The following is a 20,651-nucleotide window of genomic DNA, read 5'->3' on the forward strand; positions in this document are numbered from 1 at the left end:
AAGGTTCTAATCTAAAAACTGTTCCTACCTTTAAAATGTTTACCACTTCTTTTCTTTTTACTTGAAATCTTTGGAAATATAAAAAAGATGACCATAATTAAAATAATAAGTGCAATAATAAGCTTAAAAAATATTGAATTATATAGATATTTAATATAAGTCAAATAATAATTCATTTTTGCTTCAGGGTAATTCGGTTGATTTTCCAGAACGATTTTATAATGCTTTAAAGCTTCTTGGTAACGATTTTCTTTCGTGTAATGCGTTGCTAATGTATAATGAGTATCGATTAGTTTTAAATTAATATTTTGATCTTGTGGATATTCTTGCAGAATTAGTGAATATTGTTGTATTGCCTGTTCTAACTGACCATTTTCAAAATACGCCACAGCTATTGCTTTCATACTGTCAATATCTTTTGGATCTTCTTCTAGTACCTTCTGGAAAGATTGAATTGCTTCATTCCACTGTTTATTTTCCAGGTACTCTATTCCCAGTTTCTTATTGACAATTATTTTGGAAATGCAATACTTTATGATTCTATTATTACCAGCATCAGCTACATAAATATAACCTCTTTGATCAATGGCGATACCTTCCGGATACATTAAAGATACGCCATGCTCATTTGCTCCAAATTCTGTTGCAAAATTAAATTCATTATTATATTGGACCACTTTACCATTTCTATAATCCGTTATATAAATATTATTTTTTTTATCAATAGCGATATATCTTGTTCCATTAAATTCACCAGGACCACTGCCAGCAGAGCCTATACGTCTAATGAATTGACTTTTTTCATTAAAAATTTGCACTTGATGATGAAAAGTATCGGCAACATAGATATTTCCCTCTTTATCAAGAGCAATACCTCTGGGATAATAAAACTCTCCATCACCCATCCCTTCTCTGCCAAAAGCAAATAATAGGTCAAAATCTTTTGAAAATACTTGAATTCTGTTATTGCCGGTATCGGCAACATAGATATTTCCCTCTTTATCAAGAGCAATACCTCTGGGATTATCAAATTCTCCTGGTTTATTACCAGGTTGACCAAATATAGTAATTAATTGACCATCAGGAGATATTTTTTGTATCCTATGATTGTGTTGCTCTACCACAAAAATATTATTTTCGTTATCAAAAGCAATCCCTACCGGTCCATCTATTTGTACATTGCTTTTTTCATCTGGTATCATACCTAAAAAATTTCCATTATTATCAAATATTTGTATCCTATCATTTTCCCAGTCAGTAACATAAATGTTATCATCTTGGTTCAGAGCAATGCCAACCGGGTAATTAAATTCCCCTGCTTTGTTACCATATTCACCAAATGTGGCTTCAATAACATATTCACTATTATTAGCTAATACAACTTGAGGATATACAATCAGTAATATAAATATAAATAAAACAAATAAATTGCTACAATTACCCTTACTTTTATTTATGTTTGGCATAAGAATTTACCTCACTGTAATTTTTATCTACATCATTTTTTTTGATAAATGAGTCAATTCCCTTATTTTATTTTCTATTTTTAGTAGGGAATCTTTTATATATTTCACCTCTTTACGCTTATTCCTATCAAGGTATAATGGTTTACCAAAATGAATATAGATATATTGTTTTTTAAACAATGCTGGGAATTTAGCATGTGGAGGATAAATTTCAAAAGTTCCACTCAATCCCACTGGAATAATTGGTACATTAGTTTGTAAGGCTATTTTTATCAATCCTGAATTAAATTCTAAAAGTCTTCCATCTAAAGAACGCGTTCCTTCCGGGAATATACCAAGGATTTGGTCTTTTTTTAGCAAAGCTATACTTTTTCTAATAGAAGCAGGATTAATATTTTTTCTATCAACCGGAATGACTCCTATTCTTTTTAGAATAAAACCGAGGATAGGTATATCAAATACTTCCTTTTTAGCAATAAAGTATATTGGTTTTTTTACCGCAATTCCCAAAATAAATGGATCTAAATAGCTAACATGATTTGCTGCCAAAATATAAGGACCTTTATAATTAGATATATCTTCTCCCTCTATTTTTAGCGGCCAGAAAAGACAAATAACTATATGACAAATAAACCTACAAACTTTGTAAATAATCATTTATTCATTTCTTTGTTAAAAAATTTTCCCCATAATTCTTAACTAACTATTTTTTCGATAGTTCTAAAAGAGAACTGTCGTTTGATAATAGTTATCATTAAAAATCATATTTTTTATTAAATAATATCAAACCATGGTGTGCCCGAGAGGATTTGAACCTCCAATCTACGGCTCCGGAGGCCGTCGCTTTATCCAGTTAAGCCACGGGCACCTATTTTATTATTATATATAATATCATTTTTATAGGTTAAAATGCCAGGTAATTTTTTAACAATTTAGTGAATTAAGAAGAAATTTCTTAATCAAATTGATAAATTCATAGATTGTTTTGAAAAATATTTGAAGTTGTTGTTGCGATGTTTGGATAAATAGATTCAGAGAAATAGAATAGATATATTATGACTATATGATAAAAAGATATTATCAAGGTATATGTGATTTCGAATCAGATATTACTATATTTTTATTCGTATTCGCCTCGTATCATCTCTTTAATACGCATAATGGCTGAATTATTAGATCGGGCCATTTCATCTAGTTTCATTGTTATAAATTTTATAGTATCTTCTAAATTGGGAATCATTACGTATTCTAATGCATTAACTCTTCTTCTGGTTTTTTCAATTTCTTCAGTTAGTAATATTATGGTTTTATCTAATTCTGCCATTTTTATCATTAGAGGCATAATCTCATGGTATTTTTTTATGGCACTATCTAATTCAGGGCTTGTTTTAATCATACCATAAGTATATAAATTTCCTTCCTCTATGATTTTATATTTTGGTACTTTTACACTCATTATGTTTTGATGTTCAACTTTAACTTTGGTATCTCTTTGGGGAAATAAGAAAATGGAATTCAACTCATCTTCTCCCATATATAAAGTAGCAAGAAGAAATTCATTCATATATTCTCTCATCTTCTTATCAAATTCTTCTCTTGTTTTTTTATTTTCCTGAACTAGTTTTATAAATATTTGGATAAGTGCATCACGTTTATCTCTTAGTAGTTTATACCCACGCCTTGCCAGTTCTAACCTGCGTTTTAATCTTAATAACTCCATACGATTAGGATTAACAGCTAATATCATTATTAGAAAACCTCTTGATGAAATTGTAAAGTAATGAAATAATTTTTATATTCTTATTTTTTATTCTTTATTGTTTATTTCGTTTTCTTTATTATTTGATGGTTTGGGCAAATACTTATTTATGTACTCATCTTTAATTCTTTTCAATTCATTTATTGGTAATATGGCTAGCGTTTCCCATCCAATACTTAGACTTTTTTCAATATCCCTATTCTCATCTTCTCCTTGCTGGACAAAAATCTCTTCAAATTTATCAGAAAATTCAACGTATTTCTTATCTTCTTCAGTCAATGCAGCTTCACCCAATATAGTAGCTAGTTCTTTTGATTCTTTTCCTCGAGCATAAGAGGCAAAAAGTTGGTTCATAACATTAGCATGATCCTCTCGGGTTTTATTTTCTCCAATTCCCTTGTCCTTTAAACGTGATAAAGAGGGCAGGACATTTATAGGAGGATATATTCCTTTTAGATGCAATTCGCGTGCCAGGATAATCTGACCTTCTGTGATGTATCCGGTCAAATCTGGGATAGGATGTGTTTTATCATCTTCCGGCATACTAAGAATTGGCATTAGAGTAATCGAACCTTTTTTGTCTTTTATTCTTCCTGCTCTTTCGTAAAGTGTCGCTAGATCAGTATATAAATAACCAGGATATCCCCTTCTCCCCGGTACTTCTTTACGGGCTGCAGATACCTCTCTTAAAGCTTCACAATAATTAGTCATATCTGTTAAGATTACCAGTACATGCATATCCTTTTCGAAAGCCAAATATTCTGCAGTAGTAAGAGCCATTCTTGGAGTAATTATTCTTTCAATTGCTGGATCATTGGCCAGGTTAATATACATTACGCTCTTTTCTATAGCCCCTGTTCTTCTAAAATCATTAATAAAAAAGTTAGCTTCTTCAAAAGTAATGCCCATTGCTGCGAATACTACGGAAAAACCTTCTTCTTTACCTAGGACTTTTGCTTGGCGTGCAATTTGAGAAGCAACTTTAGAATGTGGTAATCCTGCACCGGAAAAGATGGGTAGCTTCTGACCTCTAACCAAAGTATTTAGAAGGTCAATAGAAGAGATTCCAGTCTGGATGAAATCATTAGGGTAATCCCGAGCATAAGGATTTAATGGACTTCCATTAATATCTAATCGTTTTTCAGCAATTATCCTAGGCCCTTGATCAATTGGCCTACCAGAGCCATCAAATATTCTCCCCAGTATATCCATAGAAACCGGTATCTCTATTACTCTTCCTAAAAAACGTACCTTAGTATTGAATACATCAATTCCTGAAGTTCCTTCAAACATTTGGACAACGGCTTTGTCTTCTGATACCTCTAGAACTTGCCCTCTTCTTTTTTCCCCATCTGATAATTCTATTTCTACTAATTCATCGTACTTAACATTAGTTATTTTGTTAACGATTATTAGTGGACCATTCACTTTAGTAATTGTAGAATATTCTTTTATCATGGTCATTCTTCCTTTCCTGACTTTTTTGACATGAGGGAATTAATCTGTTCTTTTATTTGATCTTTTATTTTCATAAACTCTTCTAATTTTTCTTCAGGTATATATTTAGCTCTAGCTATTTGATTTTTTACTGATAATTGATTTAGTTGTTCATTGGTGATATAGTCTTCCTGAATAGCTGATGTTGCCATTTTATGAAAAAAGATGATTAAATCTAACATTAAGTATTGCTTTTTCATAGAGGTATAAGTATCAATTTCATCAAAGGCGTTTTGGTGTAAGAAATCTTCTCTAATAGAACGTGCAGTATCTAGGATTAGACGCTCTCTTTTTGACAGGGCATCAATACCTACTAATCTAACTGTTTCTTCTAATTCAGATTCTTCCTGAAGAATACTCATAGCAGTTGTTCTAATATTAATAAAATCTTTACTTATTTCTTCTTGGAAATAATCACTCAATTGGTCGAGATAAAGAGAATAACTTTTTAACCAATCAATTGCCGGGAAATGCCTTTTATAAGCTAATTTATCTTGTAAACTCCAATAAACCTGTACTGTTCTAAGAGTATTCTGAGTAACTGGTTCTGATAAATCACCCCCAGGTGGAGATACTGCGCCGATAACACTTATAGTTGCTTCATGTTCTTGCGAAGACAAACATTTTACTCGACCTGACCTTTCATAGAAGCTAGCAATCCTCGTTCCTAAGTAGGCAGGATATCCTTCTTCCCCCGGCATCTCTTCCAACCTACCAGAAATTTCACGCATTGCTTCAGCCCATCTTGATGTGGAATCAGCCATTAAAGCAACATTATATCCCATATCTCGATAATACTCTGCGATAGTGATACCTGTATATACTGATGCTTCTCTAGCTGCAACAGGCATATTAGAAGTATTAGCAATCAAGACTGTTCTTTCCATTAGTGGTTTACCTGAATTAGGATCAATTAGCTCAGGAAATTCAAGTAAAACATCGGTCATTTCATTTCCTCTTTCTCCACAACCAATAAAGACTATTATTTCAGCATTACACCATTTAGAAAGTTGGTGTTGTACAACAGTTTTCCCACTGCCGAAAGGACCAGGAATACAAGCAGTACCACCCTTGGCAATAGTAAAGAATGTATCAATAACTCTTTGACCGGTAATCAGTGGTTCTTTGGGAGGTAATTTTTCTTTAAAAGGACGTATTTTTCTTACCGGCCATTTTTGTAGCATTTGAACTTCATGAAGATTTCCATTTTTATCCTTAATCTTAGCAATAGTATCACTCACGCTATAACTACCTTCGTTGATACTTTCAATTATCCCTTCCATCCCAATAGGAACCATAATATAATGAGATACTATAGAAGTTTCCTGAATAACACCTAATCGATCCCCAGAAGTAACATGATCACCGTTCTGTTTTAATGGTTTAAAACCCCATTTGGTTGATCTAATCAAACTGTGAGCTTCCACTCCTCTGGAAATAAAAGCTCCTTCATTTTGAAATATTATATCTAAAGGTCTTTGGATTCCATCATAAATTGATTTAATGAGACCAGGACCTAATTCTACGCTTAGGGGTAAACCAGTAGTATAAACAGGTTCTCCAGGGCCGATACCAGACGTTTCTTCATATACCTGAATAGTTGCTCTATTTTTATTTAATTCAATTATTTCTCCAATCAATTTATTTTCACTAACTCTTACTACATCATACATTTTAGCTCCTAATAAATTTTCAGCAATTACAACCGGTCCTGATACTTTTACAATTTTGCCTGTATTTTCTTGCATTCTTATCCCTCTTTTCTAAACAATATATCTGTACCAACTGCTTTTTCTACATTCTTTCTTAACTTTTTTATACTGAGCTCAGAATCTTTTATACGATTTGGGAGGATACAAATTGAAATCGGTGATATTTTTTGAAATTGTTCAATTTCATCAATAACCAAATGGGCAATATTATCAGTGATAAATACTATCTTATAATCACCATGACAGCATTTTTCTAAAGCTTCTTTAGTCTCAGTCAGATCAGTTACTGGAAATAGTTGAAATCCAATGAGGTTATAACCAATAATAGTCTCTTTTTCTCCAATTATTGCTATATTAGACATAAGCGTCCCTGACGTATTTTTTAATACTATCATTTGGTAAAGAATATCTCTTACCATTGATAATCATTCTAATATTTTTTATATCATTTTCTTTAGCATAATAATAAGCAATTATGCTTTCCAGTCCAAAAGTAGTGTATTTACCTATTTTGAGTAAGCTTAATAGATAATTGTCACTTAACTGTTCAAGCTTCAATAATGAATTATTTTCTAACCAGTATTTAATGCCTTCTTCAACTATTGTAGAATATTCTGTTTTTTGGAAATCATTTGACCAGGTATGCAGAGAATTATCATAAATATCAATTATTTTTTGAATTGGAAAATAACCATATTTTACTAATATCTCAAATAATTTTGATTTTCTAATATCTCTTATTTTGCACCGACAGGCAATACTTAAATTTATTAAATCAATTTCAGTTTTATATAAGTAAAATAAAAAGGGATTGTTAATTTCTTCTAATTGATCAAAGATAATTTCATAGTAGCCTTGATCCAATATTATTTCCATTAATTGCAAATTTTCTGATTTCATGTATTCAGCCTCTGATTGTTTAATAATCCTTTCAATTTTAACTGGCACTAACTGGAATTTCCCTTCAAAAACAGCTGCGAATAATCCATTTGAACTTATATTCCCCATATCATTATATATAGGGTAAGGTTCCTTTTTGTCGAGTGCTTTTGCTTTTAACAGGACTTTTAAATTATGAAAATCATATTTCCATCTAAATAAATGCAACAAGTAAGGATATGGTGAAATTTCATTGATTATATTTAAAGTTACTTTTAAAATATTTGCTAATACTTGATCAATATAATGAGAGTCAGTACTTTCAAAAGAGTATTCACTCAAGTTATTTTCAATTAATACTTTAAGGGCATTTTCTAAATCAGGAGCCCCAATCATTTTATTAATAACTTCTTTGTTTAATAAGTGTTTTTCCAGCTCTCTAATGCGAGCACAGGCATATCCATATTCTTCCTGTGTATTAGTAGTTTCATTGATATACTTGAGCATACTAACCCTCATTCTTAGCAAATAGAAATTGGTTAAGTTGCGTTTCTATTTCATCCTTAATATTTTCCAAAATGACTTCTAAAGAAGCATTTTTTTTAATATCTCCAGTACCTAGTACTACACCGCCCTTAATAGGAAGGCGATCTTCAGAAAGTTTCAATTCTCCCTTTTTGCCTTGTGCTTTTAGTTTTTTATTAATTTTAATGATGAATTCTTGGTTAATTGATTGTCGTTCTTGATTTCCAATATATACAGTTTCATCTCCTATTTCTACGTTTTCCAGAATAAATTTTTCCATTAAAGATAAGTATTTATTATTTTCTAATTTAATTATTCTATTTATTGCTTCTGAGAAGATATTATCAATGATAGCTTGTTTTTCCGCGAGAATATCTTTGTTCGCATTCAATTTAGCTTCTGTAATAATTTTTTTCTCTTTTAGTTCGGCTTCTTGGTTATATCTTTCCAAAATTTCTTTTTGAATGGAATCAATTTCTTTTTTAGCTAAGCTTTTTATATTTTCTATCTTTACTTTGGTATCTTTAAATATTTTTTCCTTTTCTTCTAAAGCATCTTGTAATATCTTCTCTTTTATTTCTTTTATTGACATAAGTAAAAATCTCCTCAGATATTAAAGAACAACTCCATTTAACAATAGTATAGAACCTAATAAGGATAGTACCGCATAAGTTTCTACCATTGCCGGCATTACCACTGCTTTTCCAGTTTCTTCCGGTCTACGAGCAATAAGTCCAATTGAGCCAGCAGAAGCCTTGCCCTGGTAAATTGCCGAGAAGAAACCGGCAATAGCAATAGGCAGACAGGAATTCAAAATTTGTAGTCCTTGATTAATAGTTAAAGTAGCAGGTGTGCCAGCAAAGATGCCTATTTTGGTTAAGACTAAAAATCCAACCAGTAATCCATAGATACCTTGTGTACCTGGCAGTGCCTGAAGTAAAAGTACTAAGCCAAACTTACTTGGATCCTCCGTCATGATCCCAGCACCACTTGTGCCAGCTATACCAACGCCAATTGCAGAACCAGAACCTGCTAATCCTATTGCCAAAGCTGCTCCTAAGTAGGCTAGAACAATACCATCTGTCATGAATCATATCCCCCTTTTATACTTTACATTTTTTTATCTTTATTCTTAATTTTATTTAGAATTATATTTAAATTATTAATCAAACGTCTTCTTCAACCTTAATGTATTTAGTTTTAAGAGCGAATGGCTTGAAAGGTGTTCCTCCTGCTTGATAAAATTTAGTAAAAAATTCAACATATTGCAGTCTTGCATCATGGATAAAAGCACTTAATCCACTAATTAATAGATTAAAGGTATGTCCTATTATTAGTATGATTATTGTTAGTAAAAAACCTATATAAGGAATATTGACCATAGTAGAAAGCATATTAAACATCTGAGCAATAATTCCGGTAGCCAATCCAAGTGCGAATAACCGGGAATAAGAAAGGACATCACTAAAATAACCGGTAATATCATATAGAGCAAGGACGCCACTGCCAATTCTTAATAAAATATCATTTTTAGTTCTTCCCTGGGTTAAAACAATAGTTAGAATACCAATTAATGCAATAATCCAGGAAATTTTCCCTATAATGGAGGGCATCATGCTTTTTAATAAGACTAAAATTATACCGGTTAACAGAAATAACCAGGATATCTGGTCCATCAATCCATCATATAATTTGCCATTTCTTATATTATCAATAAACTTTAAAATTATTCCTGTATAAACTTGTATAACTCCCAGAGTAAGACTCAATATTAATAGAGGAAGTGGATTATCCGTTGGTTCAAATAAGGCAAGTTTTTGGATTAGAACATTCCTTAAATTGGAAAACATTGGTGGTAAAAAATTTAAAATATCACCGAACCAGCTACCCACAAGAATTCCTCCAAAAATTCCCGATATACCGCAATAATAAAGCAATTTAAAAAATTTAGTGGGGCCTTCTCCCAATTTTATTTTTTTTATGGCGATGTAACTGATCAATGCCATAGAAGCACCATATCCTACATCAGAAAGACAAAGCCCAAAGAAAACAAAATAAAATATAGAAAGGATTGGGGTCGGATCTATTTCATGGTAATTTGGTAAGCTATAAAGTTCAGTAATTATTTCAAACGGTTTTACCAGATTATTATTGTTTAGAGCAACTGGAATTTGTTCATCTTTTTTTGGTTTTGTAAAATCAATTTCATATTCAGTATAATTTTTTTCCAATCTTTTTTGTAATTTGGTAATATCTTTATTTTGTATCCAACCTTTAACAACAATTATTTTTTCACTCTTCTTTAAATATTTTTTAGTTTCCTCTTTTTCATGTATAATGGAAAGATAATCATATAAGGGATAAATAAGTTGATTGTCTCGGTGTAATTTAATTAAGATTTGTGCAATCTCACTTCTTCTTTTATCAATTAACATCAGTTGCTCGGAAATTGTTTTAAGTATTTGTTTAGGGGTACCGGTAAAGGAATAACTGTATTTATATATTTCAAAATGATATTTTTGAAGAATAGAATCAATTTTAGGCTGGTTTTCTTTTAAAGTAATAATTATAATGTTTAATTTATTCTTTTCTTCTTTGATTGTTTGAATAATAGTTGTTTTAACAAGGTGTTCTATATCAAACAATAGATTATTAACATATTTTTTTGTTATGGAGCCAAGTATATATTTAATATATTTTCTTTTATCAATTTTATTAAAATCTAATTCTAAATCTTGCCATTTTTCTATTTCTTGTTTAGCGTTAATTAATTTATTCTCTTGTAATTTAATCCGATTAAGTTCATTATCCAATTCTTTACATTGTGTAAACAATTTTTCATAGTCAAACTGTTGTGAAATTTTTACCAGATCATTATAGCTATAGAACTTTTTTGATGGAAAAAATGAATTTAATCCCCTTCTCTTTTCACTTCCATAACTTGAAAGCAGCTCAATGCAGAATTTTATATTATTTAATTTTACTGAGGTACCACTTTTAGTATCTTCTTCGATATCTTTCCAATTATGAAATTCTGCCTTTTCCTCAATATGAGAAATCTCCACACAACCTAATTTTTGCAAATCACTAAGTATAGGTTCTTTTATTGATAGATGAGCAAAAATATGAAATTTACTTACCGCAGATATAGCCATGCCTATTTCACCATCTGGTTTAAGACCATTTCTATAGCTTGGTCATATTTATTTATTATATCTTCTTTTATTTTTACCTTTTCTTTTTTACTATTTTCATATATTTCTTTAGATTTCTTTTGAGCAACATTGATTCTTTCCTTCACCATATCTTGACTTTTTTTATGTAAATCAGAAATTATTTTCTCTTTATTTTCATTCTGTTTATTTATTTCCTCTTGAATCATTTTTTGAGCTTCTTTTTGGGCATTTATAATTATTCTTTCAGCTTCATTTTCCATATCTGTTAATTCTTTTACTATTTTTTTTAACATGAGGTTGTTCTCCACAAGTATTTTATTTTTTTCCATCATAGCTAAAATCTAAAAAATGCAACAAAATATTCTCTTAAGACAGAAGTTGTTAAGTATTTTTATTTCAAAAGCACATACAGTTAAAAATTTACCATAAATTGTTTTTCAAGTCAATTTTCACAATTGAAATTAGCTTGAGCTATCTTAGTAGTAAGGAATTTATTAAGATTTTAGTTGTTTAACAATGTCTAAATACATTTGCAACCTTTTTTTAGTTCCTTCAATAATTCCATATTTTTCTTCCTTTATAATCTGACTTAAATTAGTTAATTTTATTTTATCTACTCTATAGTGATATTTTTTTACCGTTTTAGTAATAGCAATTTCTAAACCATATTTTAGTAGATCAATGTCAGGAATAAGGTTTATTATTTCCCTTTTCATAGCTCTCTGGCCTGAAAGGTAGGGCATTATAAATTGAGATAGATCTGTTAATAGTCTTCCCTTACTAAAAATACCAATAGTCATGTCAGCCAAATTACTTATAATTGGATTAACCAGAGAATAGATATGTCGTGTTTTTAAACCAATTAAATCAGCATCTAAAAATAATAATATTTCAGAATCAGTTTGGTCAAAACCCTTCTTAATTGCACCACCCTTACCGACATTTCTTTCAATTTCATAAACGTTAACCTCTAAGGAAGTAGCAATTTTAACTGTTTGGTCAGTAGAACCATCACTTACTACTATAATGGAATTAATTTCTGGCACCTTCTTTACAGTTTTAATTACATTAGCAATAGTACCTTCTTCATTATAAGCAGGTATTATAACAGAAATTTTCATTTACTATCATCCTCTTTGGTAATTTTCATATTATTGTTTTGTAAAATAATTTAAATATTCGGGAAAAACACAATAGTCGGCATTTCTATCATTACATAGATCTTATCTCCCGATTTAAAATCTCGATAGCCTCTTTTATATTATATCGTCCAATCAATTTTCCTTTTTTAAATAGCATTGCCTCTTTGTTATTAAAAGCAATTCCTGCATCAGCCATTTTTGCTTCACCTGGTCCATTAACTATACAACCCATGATGGCAACTGTAAAAGGATATTTTATATCACTCAAGATAGATTCTACTTTCTTAGCAATTTTATATATATCGACTTGACATCTTCCACAGGTGGGACAGGTTATTAAGTTGATGCCTATTTTTTTTATTTCTAATGCTCGTAATATATCATGACCAACCAGAACTTCTTTTACCGGATCTCCAGTTAAAGAAACCCTAATGGTATCTCCGATCCCTTCATATAATAATATACTAATTCCTACTGCTGATTTGATGACGCCTGATTGATCAAATCCAGCTTCGGTAATACCAATATGTAGAGGATAATCACAATTTTGAGCAATAATTTTATTAGCTTTTATGGTGTCAATAACGTTACTTGATTTAATAGAAATAACAAAATTTTGATATTCTATTTTTTTTAAGAAGGTAATTAACTGCTCAGCTTCTTCTGCCAAAGCTAAATAACTTGGTTCCTTATACTTTTCCATAATACTTTTATCTAGAGATCCTGCATTAATTCCAAAACGAATCATAACATTTTTCTTTTGAGCTTCTTCAATAACTTGAATTATTTCTGATTCTTTTTTTATATTACCAGGATTTATTCGAATACCATCAATATTATATTTAATAGCTTCTAGTGCTATTAGATAATTAAAATGTACATCAGCCATGATAGGTACCCTCGTCTTATTCTTAATTACTGCTATTAGCTGACATGATTGGATATCTGGGAAAGCAATCCTGATTAGATCACATCCTGATGATTCTAATTGTCTAATTTGTTCCAAGGTAGATTTGATATCTTTAATATCACAGCTAGTCATTGATTGAACAGAAATGGGATGGCTACTACCAATTTGTAATGTACCTATCTTTGCAGTTTTACTTTTTCTTCTCGTAATATTAATTAAATTGGACCTATTAGACATATTATCAAAACGTACCTTTATTGAACAAATATTCTTAAAATATCCTGATAAGTAGCGATTATAAAAATCATAATAATTAACGCAATACCAATAATATATAGAAAATTAATATGTTCTGGTTGTATTGGTTTACCTCTTATTTTTTCAATCATTAATAAAAGAATTTGACCGCCATCCAGAATGGGAATAGGAAAAAGGTTAATAATTCCTAAAAATATATTAATTACTGCAGTAAAAAATAGTAAGTTTAAGAAGCCAAATTGTGCCGCCTCTCCAGCCATTTGAGCAATACCCAATGGACCAGCGAGTTCAACAGGTACCTTACCGGTAAACATTTCTAAAAATCCTTTTATAATTAAACAAAATATTTCTCCAGTAGTAACAATTGACTTTTTAATAGACTGTAAAATAGATGATTTCTTTACTTTAAGTTCCAAGGTTATCCCTATCAGGGCCCTCTCTAATTCTTCATTGTATTCTGGCATAAGAGTGGTTTCAAAAATATTATTATTTCGCGATATTTTCAAAGAAATAATAATATCTCGATTGTTATTTATTATTTTAGAAATATCTTCGGCATTCTCTATAGTTATTGAGTTAATAGCGATAATTTGGTCTCCCTTTTGAAGTCCGGATTCTTCAGCTGGTGTCCCAGGAGTAACTTCTGCAATAGTATTTGATATTGTTGCTATGCCGGAAAAGAAAAAGACCAGTATTAATAAGCATATAGCTAAAATCACATTCATTACAGGACCATTTATTATAACAGAGGTTCTAATTAAAAATGATTTTTTATCAAATCTTTGATGTTCAGGAACATATTCGTCGGGATCTATTGTCCCAATGTCATTATCTATTTCATTTTGTGTGCCTTCCCCAGCCATCTTCACATAACCACCGAAAGGAAATAAACATAATATATATTCAGTTCCTTTCCATGATATGCCGGCAATTTTAGGACCAAAACCTAAAGAAAATTTAAATACTTTTATACCTGATATTTTTGCTATAATAAAATGTCCGAATTCATGAAATAAAATAGCTATGCCTAGTACAAATATAAAAGCAAAAAAAGTTATCAATTTATATTCTCCTTGCATATTTTTTCAGTTAGCTTTCTAGTTTCACGATCTTGATAGATAATATCATGAATATTAGGATTAGATTGATTTTGGTGAGTTTTCATCACCATTGAAACAACTTTAATAATGTCTTTAAATCTCAATCCTTGATTTAAAAAAGCATTGACAGCTACCTCGTTTGCTGCATTTAATACTACTGGTAAGGTACCACCCTGTCGAATTGCTTCATAACATAATTCAATACTAGGAAATCTTTTTGAATCAAGTTTTTTGAAGGTTAACTGCCCAATTTTTGCTAGATTAATTCGAGGTAGAGAATTTTTTACTCTAATAGGATAATGTAAGGCAAAATGTATTGGAATCCTCATATCATGATTACTCAATTGAGCAATCATACTGCCGTCATCATATTGGACCAGGGAGTGAATATAACTTTGAGGATGTATTAAAACTTCTATTTTATTTAAGGGGACATTAAAGAGCCAATAAGCTTCTATTATTTCTAAACCCTTATTCATTAATGTAGCTGAATCTATGGATACTTTTTTACCCATTTGCCAATTGGGATGATTCAAGGCTTCCTCTACAGAGATATTTTCTAGTGCACTTTCTTTTAAATGATAAAATGGTCCGCCGGATGCAGTAATAATTACTTTTTCTATATTTTCATAATAATCAGGCATAATGCATTGGAAAATAGCACTATGTTCACTGTCGATGGGAATTATTTTTATATTATTTTCTTTTGCTTTTTTCATTATTATTTCGCCCGCAGATACAATGATTTCTTTATTAGCCAGACAGATTTGCTTTTTTGCATTGATAGCTTCTACAGTTGGTTTTAATGCTGCCATACCTGTAATTGCTACTATAATCAAATCGACATCTGGCAATGTAGATATTTTAGTAAGTCCATATTCGCCATATAATATATGGCAACTAATTTTATTGTTTAATCTATTTATTAGTTCTTTTGCTATTTTATCATCTCTGACTACTGCATATTTTGGTTTAAATTTTATAATTTGCTCTTTCAATAATTCCAAATTTCTCCATGCAGATAATCCAAAAACTTCAAATTTTTCTGGTTCATTTTGGATTATCTGTAAGGTTTGTGTTCCTATTGAACCAGTTGAACCTAAGATTGTTAACTGTTTTTTCATAATAATAATCTTTTCTCCAGTATTTCACAAAAATATTATAATACAATTTGAAAGGTATAATATAGAATTGGAATAGCAAATAAAATACTGTCCATACAGTCTAAGATACCTCCATGTCCGGGTAGTAATGTACCAGAATCTTTTACTCCAAAATTTCTTTTTATTAAAGACTCAAATAGATCTCCAATCTGACCGGCAATTGCTGCAATAAGACCCAAGATAATTAATGTATATATTTTTAACGGAAGTATAGAGTAAAAAGCTAAAGCACATATCCCCCCACTTAAGAAGCCACCTATTGCACCTTCTAAGGTTTTATTTGGACTTAGATATGGGAAAGGATGTTTTTTCCCAAAATTAATTCCAACTAGATAAGCAAAAATATCGCTTATCCAAGTGCAAAATAAGGAAAAGGTTAATAATATTTTACCATTTGTGAGGCCTCTAATTTCTATAAAGAATGATAATAGATGACCTATATATATTGCCATAAATATAGTTAGTGTAATATTTAAAATACTACGTTTATGAGGCTTTATAAAAAAATGTTCCAAAATAATTAAAAAAAATAGCAGTGTAAAGATTAGTTTAATGTTACTAAATAATTCCGATATGTTTTTCAGAAATAAAAAAAATATTGTAAGAGTTACACCTAGTATTAAAGAAGGTTGATATTCTTGATGTTTTATTATATGCCACAGCTCCCAAAAAGCTAATATAGTAATTAAAATTATAGTCGAATAATATAATATTCCACCAAAGTGAATTATTAATAATATTATAGGTAGACCAATAACAATAGTAAGTATTCGAGCACTTATTTTCTCAAACTTTTTCCCCAAATTTTCTCACCCTTTTTTCATAATCACTTAATGCTTTCCATAGTTGTTTTTTTGAAAAGTCTGGCCAGAAGGTCTTTGTAAACCACAACTCGGTATAAGCAATTTGCCACAGAAGGAAATTGCTTATCCTTAGTTCCCCTCCTGTTCTAATTAATAAATCAGGATCAGGTAATCTTGAAGTAAAAAGATGTTCATTAATAAGATTCTGGTTTATCTGCGATGGATCTATTTTTCTCTGGAGAATATCTTCAGAAATTAATTTAAAAGCATGACACAATTCTGATCTTCCACCGTAGTTAATGGCGATATTGAGTAAAAATTTTTTATTTTTTTTAGTTTTTTCTTCGATATTTTCCATAGCTAATTTAAGTGGCATGGGCAAATTGTCTCTGTGTCCTATAAATCTAACTCTAATATTATTTTCTAATAAACTCATTTTCCCTTTTTCGATCATTTCTTGAAATAGATTCATTAATGAGGATATTTCTTGTTTTGGCCTTTTCCAATTTTCGGTAGAAAAAGCATATAATGTCAAAATACCTATACCAACTTTAATTGATTCAGCAATTACCATTTTAACAGTTTTAACGCCAGCTTTATGCCCAGCAAAACGTGGCAAATTGCGCTTCTTTGCCCATCTGCCATTTCCATCCATTATAATAGATAAATGATTTGGGATTACCATGAACCTTGTTCTATTTAAATTATTTTTATTATTTTTTAACATGCATTATACTTACCTTTTCTTATAAAAAAACCCCCATTTTTTAAAAAAATTCATTAATACATTCTATTTATATAATAATCTGGGGGAAATTTATTATATTTAATAATAACCTTTTGTGTTTTTTAAGTGAGAATCTTATAAACCATCCTCTCAAGGAAATAATTTTATCTTAATCATACTTTCATTATTTCTATTTCTTTTGTTTTACAAATTTCATCAAGTTCTTTAATAAAGGAATCCGTTAAATCCTGTACTTTTTTAAAAATTTCCTTACTTTGATCCTCAGAAATATCACTATTTTTTTCGAGTCTTTTAACTTGGTCATTAATTTCTCTTCTTACGTTTCTAATAGCAACTTTCCCTGATTCAATCTCTTTTTTTACTACTTTCACTATTTCTTTCCTTCGCTCTTCGGATAAAGGAGGAATTGATAGCCGGATAACAGTTCCATCACTATTAGGAGTTAATCCAATATCAGCTTTCCAAATGGCTTTTTCAACCTCGCTAACAAAATTTTTATCCCATGGTTGTATCACGATTAAATCAGATTCGGGGACAGTAATATTAGCGATTTCTTTTAGGGGAGTTAAAACACCATAATATTCAATTTTAATTTTTTCAACTAAAGCAGTCGAAGCCCTTCCAGTTCTAATTTGAGATAATTCTTCCTTAGTTATTTCTATTGCCTTTTTCATTTTGTAATCAGCTTCTTTTGTTATCTCAAGTAACATATTTAATCCTCCTTCACAATGGTTCCAATAGGTTCTCCTAAAATTACTTTCTTAATATTACCAGGTAAATTCAAATTAAATACAATTACTGGTACTTTATTTTCCATGCATAACGAGATGGAAGTTGCATCCATTACTTTTAAATTTTTATTTAAAAATTCAAGAAAACTTATCTTTTTAAATTTTAAAGCATTGGTATTAACTAGGGGATCTGATTCATAAATACCATCAACTTTAGTGGCTTTTAGTATTGCATCAGCTTCTAACTCTATTGCTCTCAAGGCTGCGGCAGTATCGGTGGTAAAAAAGGGGTGACCAGTGCCAGCTGCCAGGATAACAATACGTCCTTTTTCTAAATGTCTTATTGCTCTTCTTCTAATATAAGGCTCGGCAATTGATCTCATTTCAATGGCTGTCTGTACTCTTGTTTCAATATTAAGTTTTTCTAAAAAATCTTGTAAGGCAAGAGCGTTAATAACCGTACCTAGCATCCCCATATAATCAGCAGAAACCTGGTTGATACCCTTAGCAGTAGCCTCTCTTCCTCTAAAAATGTTTCCTCCTCCTATAACAACAGCAATCTGAATTCCCATCTGTTTTATTTCCGCTAATTCAGCAGAGATGAACTTAACACGCTCAATTTCAATACCAACTTTTTTTTCACCGGAGAAAGACTCTCCTCCTAATTTCAATAATATCCTTTTATAAATAGATTGTTCTTTTTTCATTTTACTCGAATTTATTAATTTATTTTAGAAAGGGTAAAATTTATCAAGAGTAGATTATAAAAAATATATTATATCTACTCACCCAGTTGATATCTCACAAATCTTTTAATTTGGATATTTTCTTTTAATTTAGATATGGTTTCTAAAATTAATTGATTAACATCGATCTCGGGATTACGAATATAATCTTGCTCAATTAAACAATGTTCTTTTAAAAATTTATTTAATTTCCCCTCTACAATATTATCAATTACCTTTTCCGGTTTATTGGTATTTTTCAATTGACTGCAATAAATTTCTTTTTCTTTCTGGATTATATCTTCTGGTACATCTTCCCTTTTGATATATTTAGGATTGGTAGCTGCAATCTGTAGGGTAATATTTTTTGCCAGATCATTAAATTCTTGAGTTTTAGCAACAAAGTCAGTCTCACAATTAATTTCCAGAAGTACACCAACCCTACCATTTAAATGGATATACGATACAATTCTTCCATTTAAAACTTTTCGCCCTAATTTTGAGGTCGCAGCTTGAATACCCTTTTTACGTAGATAATCAACTGCCTTTTCTAAATCTCCATTAGTATGTGTTAGTGCTTTTTTACAATCCATCATACCAGCACCAGTTTTCTCTCTCAACTCTTTCACTAGTTCAGCTTTAATAGTCATTTTTCCTAGCTCTCCTTATATGTTGAACTTATACACAAAATTATACATTATACAGCAATTTTAACATTATCTTTTAGAGATATTTTTTTACCTTCCATAACAGCATCAGCAATAACAGATGTCAATAATTTAATTGCTCTTATTGCATCATCATTGCCAGGAATTATATAGTCAATCTCTTCTGGATTACAGTTAGTATCAACAACTGCTACTATAGGTATAGATAGTTTTCTAGCTTCTGTTACTGCGTTTCTTTCTCTTTTAGGATCAATAATAAATAAGGTATCTGGTAGTTTTTCCATATTTTTAATACCCGTTAAGAGCCTTTCAAGCTTTTCTTGTTCTCTTTTTAAAATAATAACTTCTTTTTTCGGTAATAAAGAAAATTGACCGCTCTTTTCCATTTCTTCTAACTGGAAAAGACGCTTCACTCTTTGATTAATGGTATTAAAATTGGTCAATGTGCCACCAAGCCATCTATAATTAATATAAGGCATACCACATCTCTCTGCTTCAGAGTTAATAGATTCTTGTGCTTGTTTTTTTGTTCCTACAAATAAAATAGTGCCATTTTTACTGGAAAGTTCACGTACAAAGTTATAAGCATCATCAATAAGTTTAACTGTTTGTTGCAAGTCTATAATATAAATATTATTTCTTTCAGTAAAAATATAGGATCTCATTCTGGGATCCCAACGTCTTTTTTGGTGTCCAAAATGTACACCAGATTCTAACAATTGTTTCATTGATACAACACTCAAATGGTCACTCTCCTTTTTTAATATCTATTTTAAAATCTATTAATATTTTAATAAATACATATTTTTTAAATCATATAATTCTTAATTCTTAATAATTTAACGTATTTCTTCTTTGAATATTTTCAATTCAAATATATTGAAATAAATTAAACTATACTACAAAACCAAATAAGTATAACATACTTAGATTTGTTATTCAAGTTAGATATTTATAATTTTAATAAAATATTATGCATTATAGTTCATTTAATAGTATATCTACAATAAGGCTTTGTAGGATGGTATTAAAAAATAATAAACTTTCTAGAAAGTACAATTAATTATAATCTTTTTCAGTTTATATACTATCAATAATATATTAACCAAACTTTTCTGAAGCAATAATGCCAATTACTTCAGACTCCTATTAAAAAATCATATTCTGATATATTTTAATATATTTTAATCTTGGTAATGCATAACCAAAATTGCACTAAATTTGTTCTTTGACAATGAAATTCTGTTGATTCAGTAACCTCTTTAATAGGATAACAAGGTTCTCATTACGGTGGTTGAATCCCCATTCTACTTCTTTTAAGTAAAATGGGAAATAGACACTTGAGATGCCACGGTAATGGTACAACCAATGCTTGGCAAAAGACCAGAA

At 30.1% G+C, this 20,651-nt stretch carries 21 protein-coding genes and 1 tRNA gene; all 22 read right to left on the reverse strand.

Going from position 1 to position 20,651, the window contains the following annotated elements:
• Positions 1 to 11: 11 nt before the first annotated feature.
• A complete protein-coding gene (locus PHD84_00470) occupies positions 12 to 1,466 on the reverse strand; it encodes a 6-bladed beta-propeller (protein ID MDD5636285.1) in 1,455 nt (484 codons plus the stop codon).
• A gap of 27 nt (positions 1,467 to 1,493) precedes the next feature.
• Positions 1,494 to 2,123, reverse strand: a complete 630-nt coding sequence (locus PHD84_00475; protein ID MDD5636286.1) for a lysophospholipid acyltransferase family protein — start codon at positions 2,121 to 2,123, stop codon at positions 1,494 to 1,496.
• Between the two features lie 134 nt (positions 2,124 to 2,257).
• A tRNA-Arg gene (locus PHD84_00480) sits at positions 2,258 to 2,334 on the reverse strand.
• A 252-nt stretch (positions 2,335 to 2,586) separates the two neighbouring features.
• On the reverse strand, positions 2,587 to 3,213 hold the full coding sequence (locus PHD84_00485; GenBank protein MDD5636287.1) for a V-type ATP synthase subunit D: 627 nt from the start codon (positions 3,211 to 3,213) through the stop codon (positions 2,587 to 2,589).
• A gap of 60 nt (positions 3,214 to 3,273) precedes the next feature.
• Positions 3,274 to 4,683, reverse strand: coding sequence for a V-type ATP synthase subunit B (locus PHD84_00490; GenBank protein ID MDD5636288.1), 1,410 nt, complete (start codon positions 4,681 to 4,683; stop codon positions 3,274 to 3,276).
• Positions 4,684 to 4,685: 2 nt separating this feature from the next.
• Complete coding sequence (locus PHD84_00495; protein ID MDD5636289.1) at positions 4,686 to 6,470, reverse strand: V-type ATP synthase subunit A; 1,785 nt, start codon at positions 6,468 to 6,470, stop codon at positions 4,686 to 4,688.
• Between the two features lie 2 nt (positions 6,471 to 6,472).
• A complete protein-coding gene (locus tag PHD84_00500; protein ID MDD5636290.1) occupies positions 6,473 to 6,796 on the reverse strand; it encodes a V-type ATP synthase subunit F in 324 nt (107 codons plus the stop codon).
• Positions 6,789 to 7,820, reverse strand: a complete 1,032-nt coding sequence (locus PHD84_00505; protein ID MDD5636291.1) for a V-type ATPase subunit — start codon at positions 7,818 to 7,820, stop codon at positions 6,789 to 6,791. The genes PHD84_00500 and PHD84_00505 overlap by 8 nt, the downstream gene beginning before the upstream one ends.
• A 1-nt stretch (position 7,821) precedes the next feature.
• Positions 7,822 to 8,430 (reverse strand): V-type ATP synthase subunit E, encoded by a 609-nt coding sequence (locus tag PHD84_00510; GenBank protein MDD5636292.1) that lies wholly within the window; start codon positions 8,428 to 8,430, stop codon positions 7,822 to 7,824.
• Between the two features lie 21 nt (positions 8,431 to 8,451).
• A complete protein-coding gene (locus PHD84_00515) occupies positions 8,452 to 8,925 on the reverse strand; it encodes a V-type ATP synthase subunit K (GenBank protein ID MDD5636293.1) in 474 nt (157 codons plus the stop codon).
• A gap of 79 nt (positions 8,926 to 9,004) precedes the next feature.
• Entirely contained in the window at positions 9,005 to 10,993 is a 1,989-nt protein-coding gene (locus PHD84_00520; protein MDD5636294.1) for a V-type ATP synthase subunit I, read from the reverse strand.
• Between the two features lie 2 nt (positions 10,994 to 10,995).
• Positions 10,996 to 11,307 carry a hypothetical protein gene (locus PHD84_00525; protein ID MDD5636295.1) on the reverse strand — a complete coding sequence of 104 codons (312 nt, stop codon included), beginning with the start codon at positions 11,305 to 11,307 and terminating at the stop codon, positions 10,996 to 10,998.
• 201 nt (positions 11,308 to 11,508) lie between these two features.
• Entirely contained in the window at positions 11,509 to 12,135 is a 627-nt protein-coding gene (locus PHD84_00530) for a glycosyltransferase family 2 protein (protein ID MDD5636296.1), read from the reverse strand.
• Between the two features lie 91 nt (positions 12,136 to 12,226).
• Positions 12,227 to 13,303 (reverse strand): flavodoxin-dependent (E)-4-hydroxy-3-methylbut-2-enyl-diphosphate synthase, encoded by a 1,077-nt coding sequence (gene ispG, locus PHD84_00535; GenBank protein MDD5636297.1) that lies wholly within the window; start codon positions 13,301 to 13,303, stop codon positions 12,227 to 12,229.
• Between the two features lie 17 nt (positions 13,304 to 13,320).
• Positions 13,321 to 14,385: an RIP metalloprotease RseP gene (gene rseP / locus PHD84_00540; GenBank protein MDD5636298.1), complete on the reverse strand. Its 1,065-nt coding sequence runs from the start codon at positions 14,383 to 14,385 to the stop codon at positions 13,321 to 13,323.
• On the reverse strand, positions 14,382 to 15,548 hold the full coding sequence (locus tag PHD84_00545; protein ID MDD5636299.1) for a 1-deoxy-D-xylulose-5-phosphate reductoisomerase: 1,167 nt from the start codon (positions 15,546 to 15,548) through the stop codon (positions 14,382 to 14,384). Before PHD84_00545 ends, rseP begins: the two co-directional genes overlap by 4 nt.
• Before the next feature lie 35 nt (positions 15,549 to 15,583).
• A complete protein-coding gene (locus tag PHD84_00550; protein MDD5636300.1) occupies positions 15,584 to 16,390 on the reverse strand; it encodes a phosphatidate cytidylyltransferase in 807 nt (268 codons plus the stop codon).
• Complete coding sequence (locus PHD84_00555; protein ID MDD5636301.1) at positions 16,374 to 17,117, reverse strand: isoprenyl transferase; 744 nt, start codon at positions 17,115 to 17,117, stop codon at positions 16,374 to 16,376. Before PHD84_00555 ends, PHD84_00550 begins: the two co-directional genes overlap by 17 nt.
• Positions 17,118 to 17,290: 173 nt before the next feature.
• Positions 17,291 to 17,848: a ribosome recycling factor gene (gene frr, locus PHD84_00560; GenBank protein MDD5636302.1), complete on the reverse strand. Its 558-nt coding sequence runs from the start codon at positions 17,846 to 17,848 to the stop codon at positions 17,291 to 17,293.
• A 2-nt stretch (positions 17,849 to 17,850) separates the two neighbouring features.
• Complete coding sequence (gene pyrH / locus PHD84_00565; GenBank protein MDD5636303.1) at positions 17,851 to 18,576, reverse strand: UMP kinase; 726 nt, start codon at positions 18,574 to 18,576, stop codon at positions 17,851 to 17,853.
• A gap of 74 nt (positions 18,577 to 18,650) precedes the next feature.
• Positions 18,651 to 19,244: a translation elongation factor Ts gene (gene tsf / locus PHD84_00570; protein MDD5636304.1), complete on the reverse strand. Its 594-nt coding sequence runs from the start codon at positions 19,242 to 19,244 to the stop codon at positions 18,651 to 18,653.
• Between the two features lie 47 nt (positions 19,245 to 19,291).
• Positions 19,292 to 20,005 (reverse strand): 30S ribosomal protein S2, encoded by a 714-nt coding sequence (gene rpsB / locus PHD84_00575; GenBank protein ID MDD5636305.1) that lies wholly within the window; start codon positions 20,003 to 20,005, stop codon positions 19,292 to 19,294.
• Between the last annotated feature and the right edge of the window lie 646 nt (positions 20,006 to 20,651).

Source organism: Atribacterota bacterium (assembly GCA_028717805.1).
Classification (GTDB): domain Bacteria; phylum Atribacterota; class Phoenicimicrobiia; order Phoenicimicrobiales; family Stramentimicrobiaceae; genus Stramentimicrobium.

Bases quoted from the DNA above. Each gene is read 5' to 3' on its own strand.
- frr (MDD5636302.1), bottom strand. From the start codon at position 17,848: ATGTTACTTGAGATAACAAAAGAAGCTGATTACAAAATGAAAAAGGCA.
- PHD84_00555 (MDD5636301.1), bottom strand. From the start codon at position 17,117: ATGTTAAAAAATAATAAAAATAATTTAAATAGAACAAGGTTCATGGTA.
- PHD84_00495 (MDD5636289.1), bottom strand. From the start codon at position 6,470: ATGCAAGAAAATACAGGCAAAATTGTAAAAGTATCAGGACCGGTTGTA.
- PHD84_00520 (MDD5636294.1), bottom strand. From the start codon at position 10,993: ATGGCTATATCTGCGGTAAGTAAATTTCATATTTTTGCTCATCTATCA.
- PHD84_00510 (MDD5636292.1), bottom strand. From the start codon at position 8,430: ATGTCAATAAAAGAAATAAAAGAGAAGATATTACAAGATGCTTTAGAA.
- PHD84_00525 (MDD5636295.1), bottom strand. From the start codon at position 11,307: ATGTTAAAAAAAATAGTAAAAGAATTAACAGATATGGAAAATGAAGCT.
- PHD84_00500 (MDD5636290.1), bottom strand. From the start codon at position 6,796: ATGTCTAATATAGCAATAATTGGAGAAAAAGAGACTATTATTGGTTAT.
- pyrH (MDD5636303.1), bottom strand. From the start codon at position 18,576: ATGAAAAAAGAACAATCTATTTATAAAAGGATATTATTGAAATTAGGA.
- ispG (MDD5636297.1), bottom strand. From the start codon at position 13,303: ATGTCTAATAGGTCCAATTTAATTAATATTACGAGAAGAAAAAGTAAA.
- PHD84_00545 (MDD5636299.1), bottom strand. From the start codon at position 15,548: ATGAAAAAACAGTTAACAATCTTAGGTTCAACTGGTTCAATAGGAACA.
- PHD84_00470 (MDD5636285.1), bottom strand. From the start codon at position 1,466: ATGCCAAACATAAATAAAAGTAAGGGTAATTGTAGCAATTTATTTGTT.
- PHD84_00505 (MDD5636291.1), bottom strand. From the start codon at position 7,820: ATGCTCAAGTATATCAATGAAACTACTAATACACAGGAAGAATATGGA.
- PHD84_00530 (MDD5636296.1), bottom strand. From the start codon at position 12,135: ATGAAAATTTCTGTTATAATACCTGCTTATAATGAAGAAGGTACTATT.
- tsf (MDD5636304.1), bottom strand. From the start codon at position 19,244: ATGACTATTAAAGCTGAACTAGTGAAAGAGTTGAGAGAGAAAACTGGT.
- PHD84_00515 (MDD5636293.1), bottom strand. From the start codon at position 8,925: ATGACAGATGGTATTGTTCTAGCCTACTTAGGAGCAGCTTTGGCAATA.
- PHD84_00485 (MDD5636287.1), bottom strand. From the start codon at position 3,213: ATGATATTAGCTGTTAATCCTAATCGTATGGAGTTATTAAGATTAAAA.
- PHD84_00490 (MDD5636288.1), bottom strand. From the start codon at position 4,683: ATGATAAAAGAATATTCTACAATTACTAAAGTGAATGGTCCACTAATA.
- PHD84_00475 (MDD5636286.1), bottom strand. From the start codon at position 2,123: ATGATTATTTACAAAGTTTGTAGGTTTATTTGTCATATAGTTATTTGT.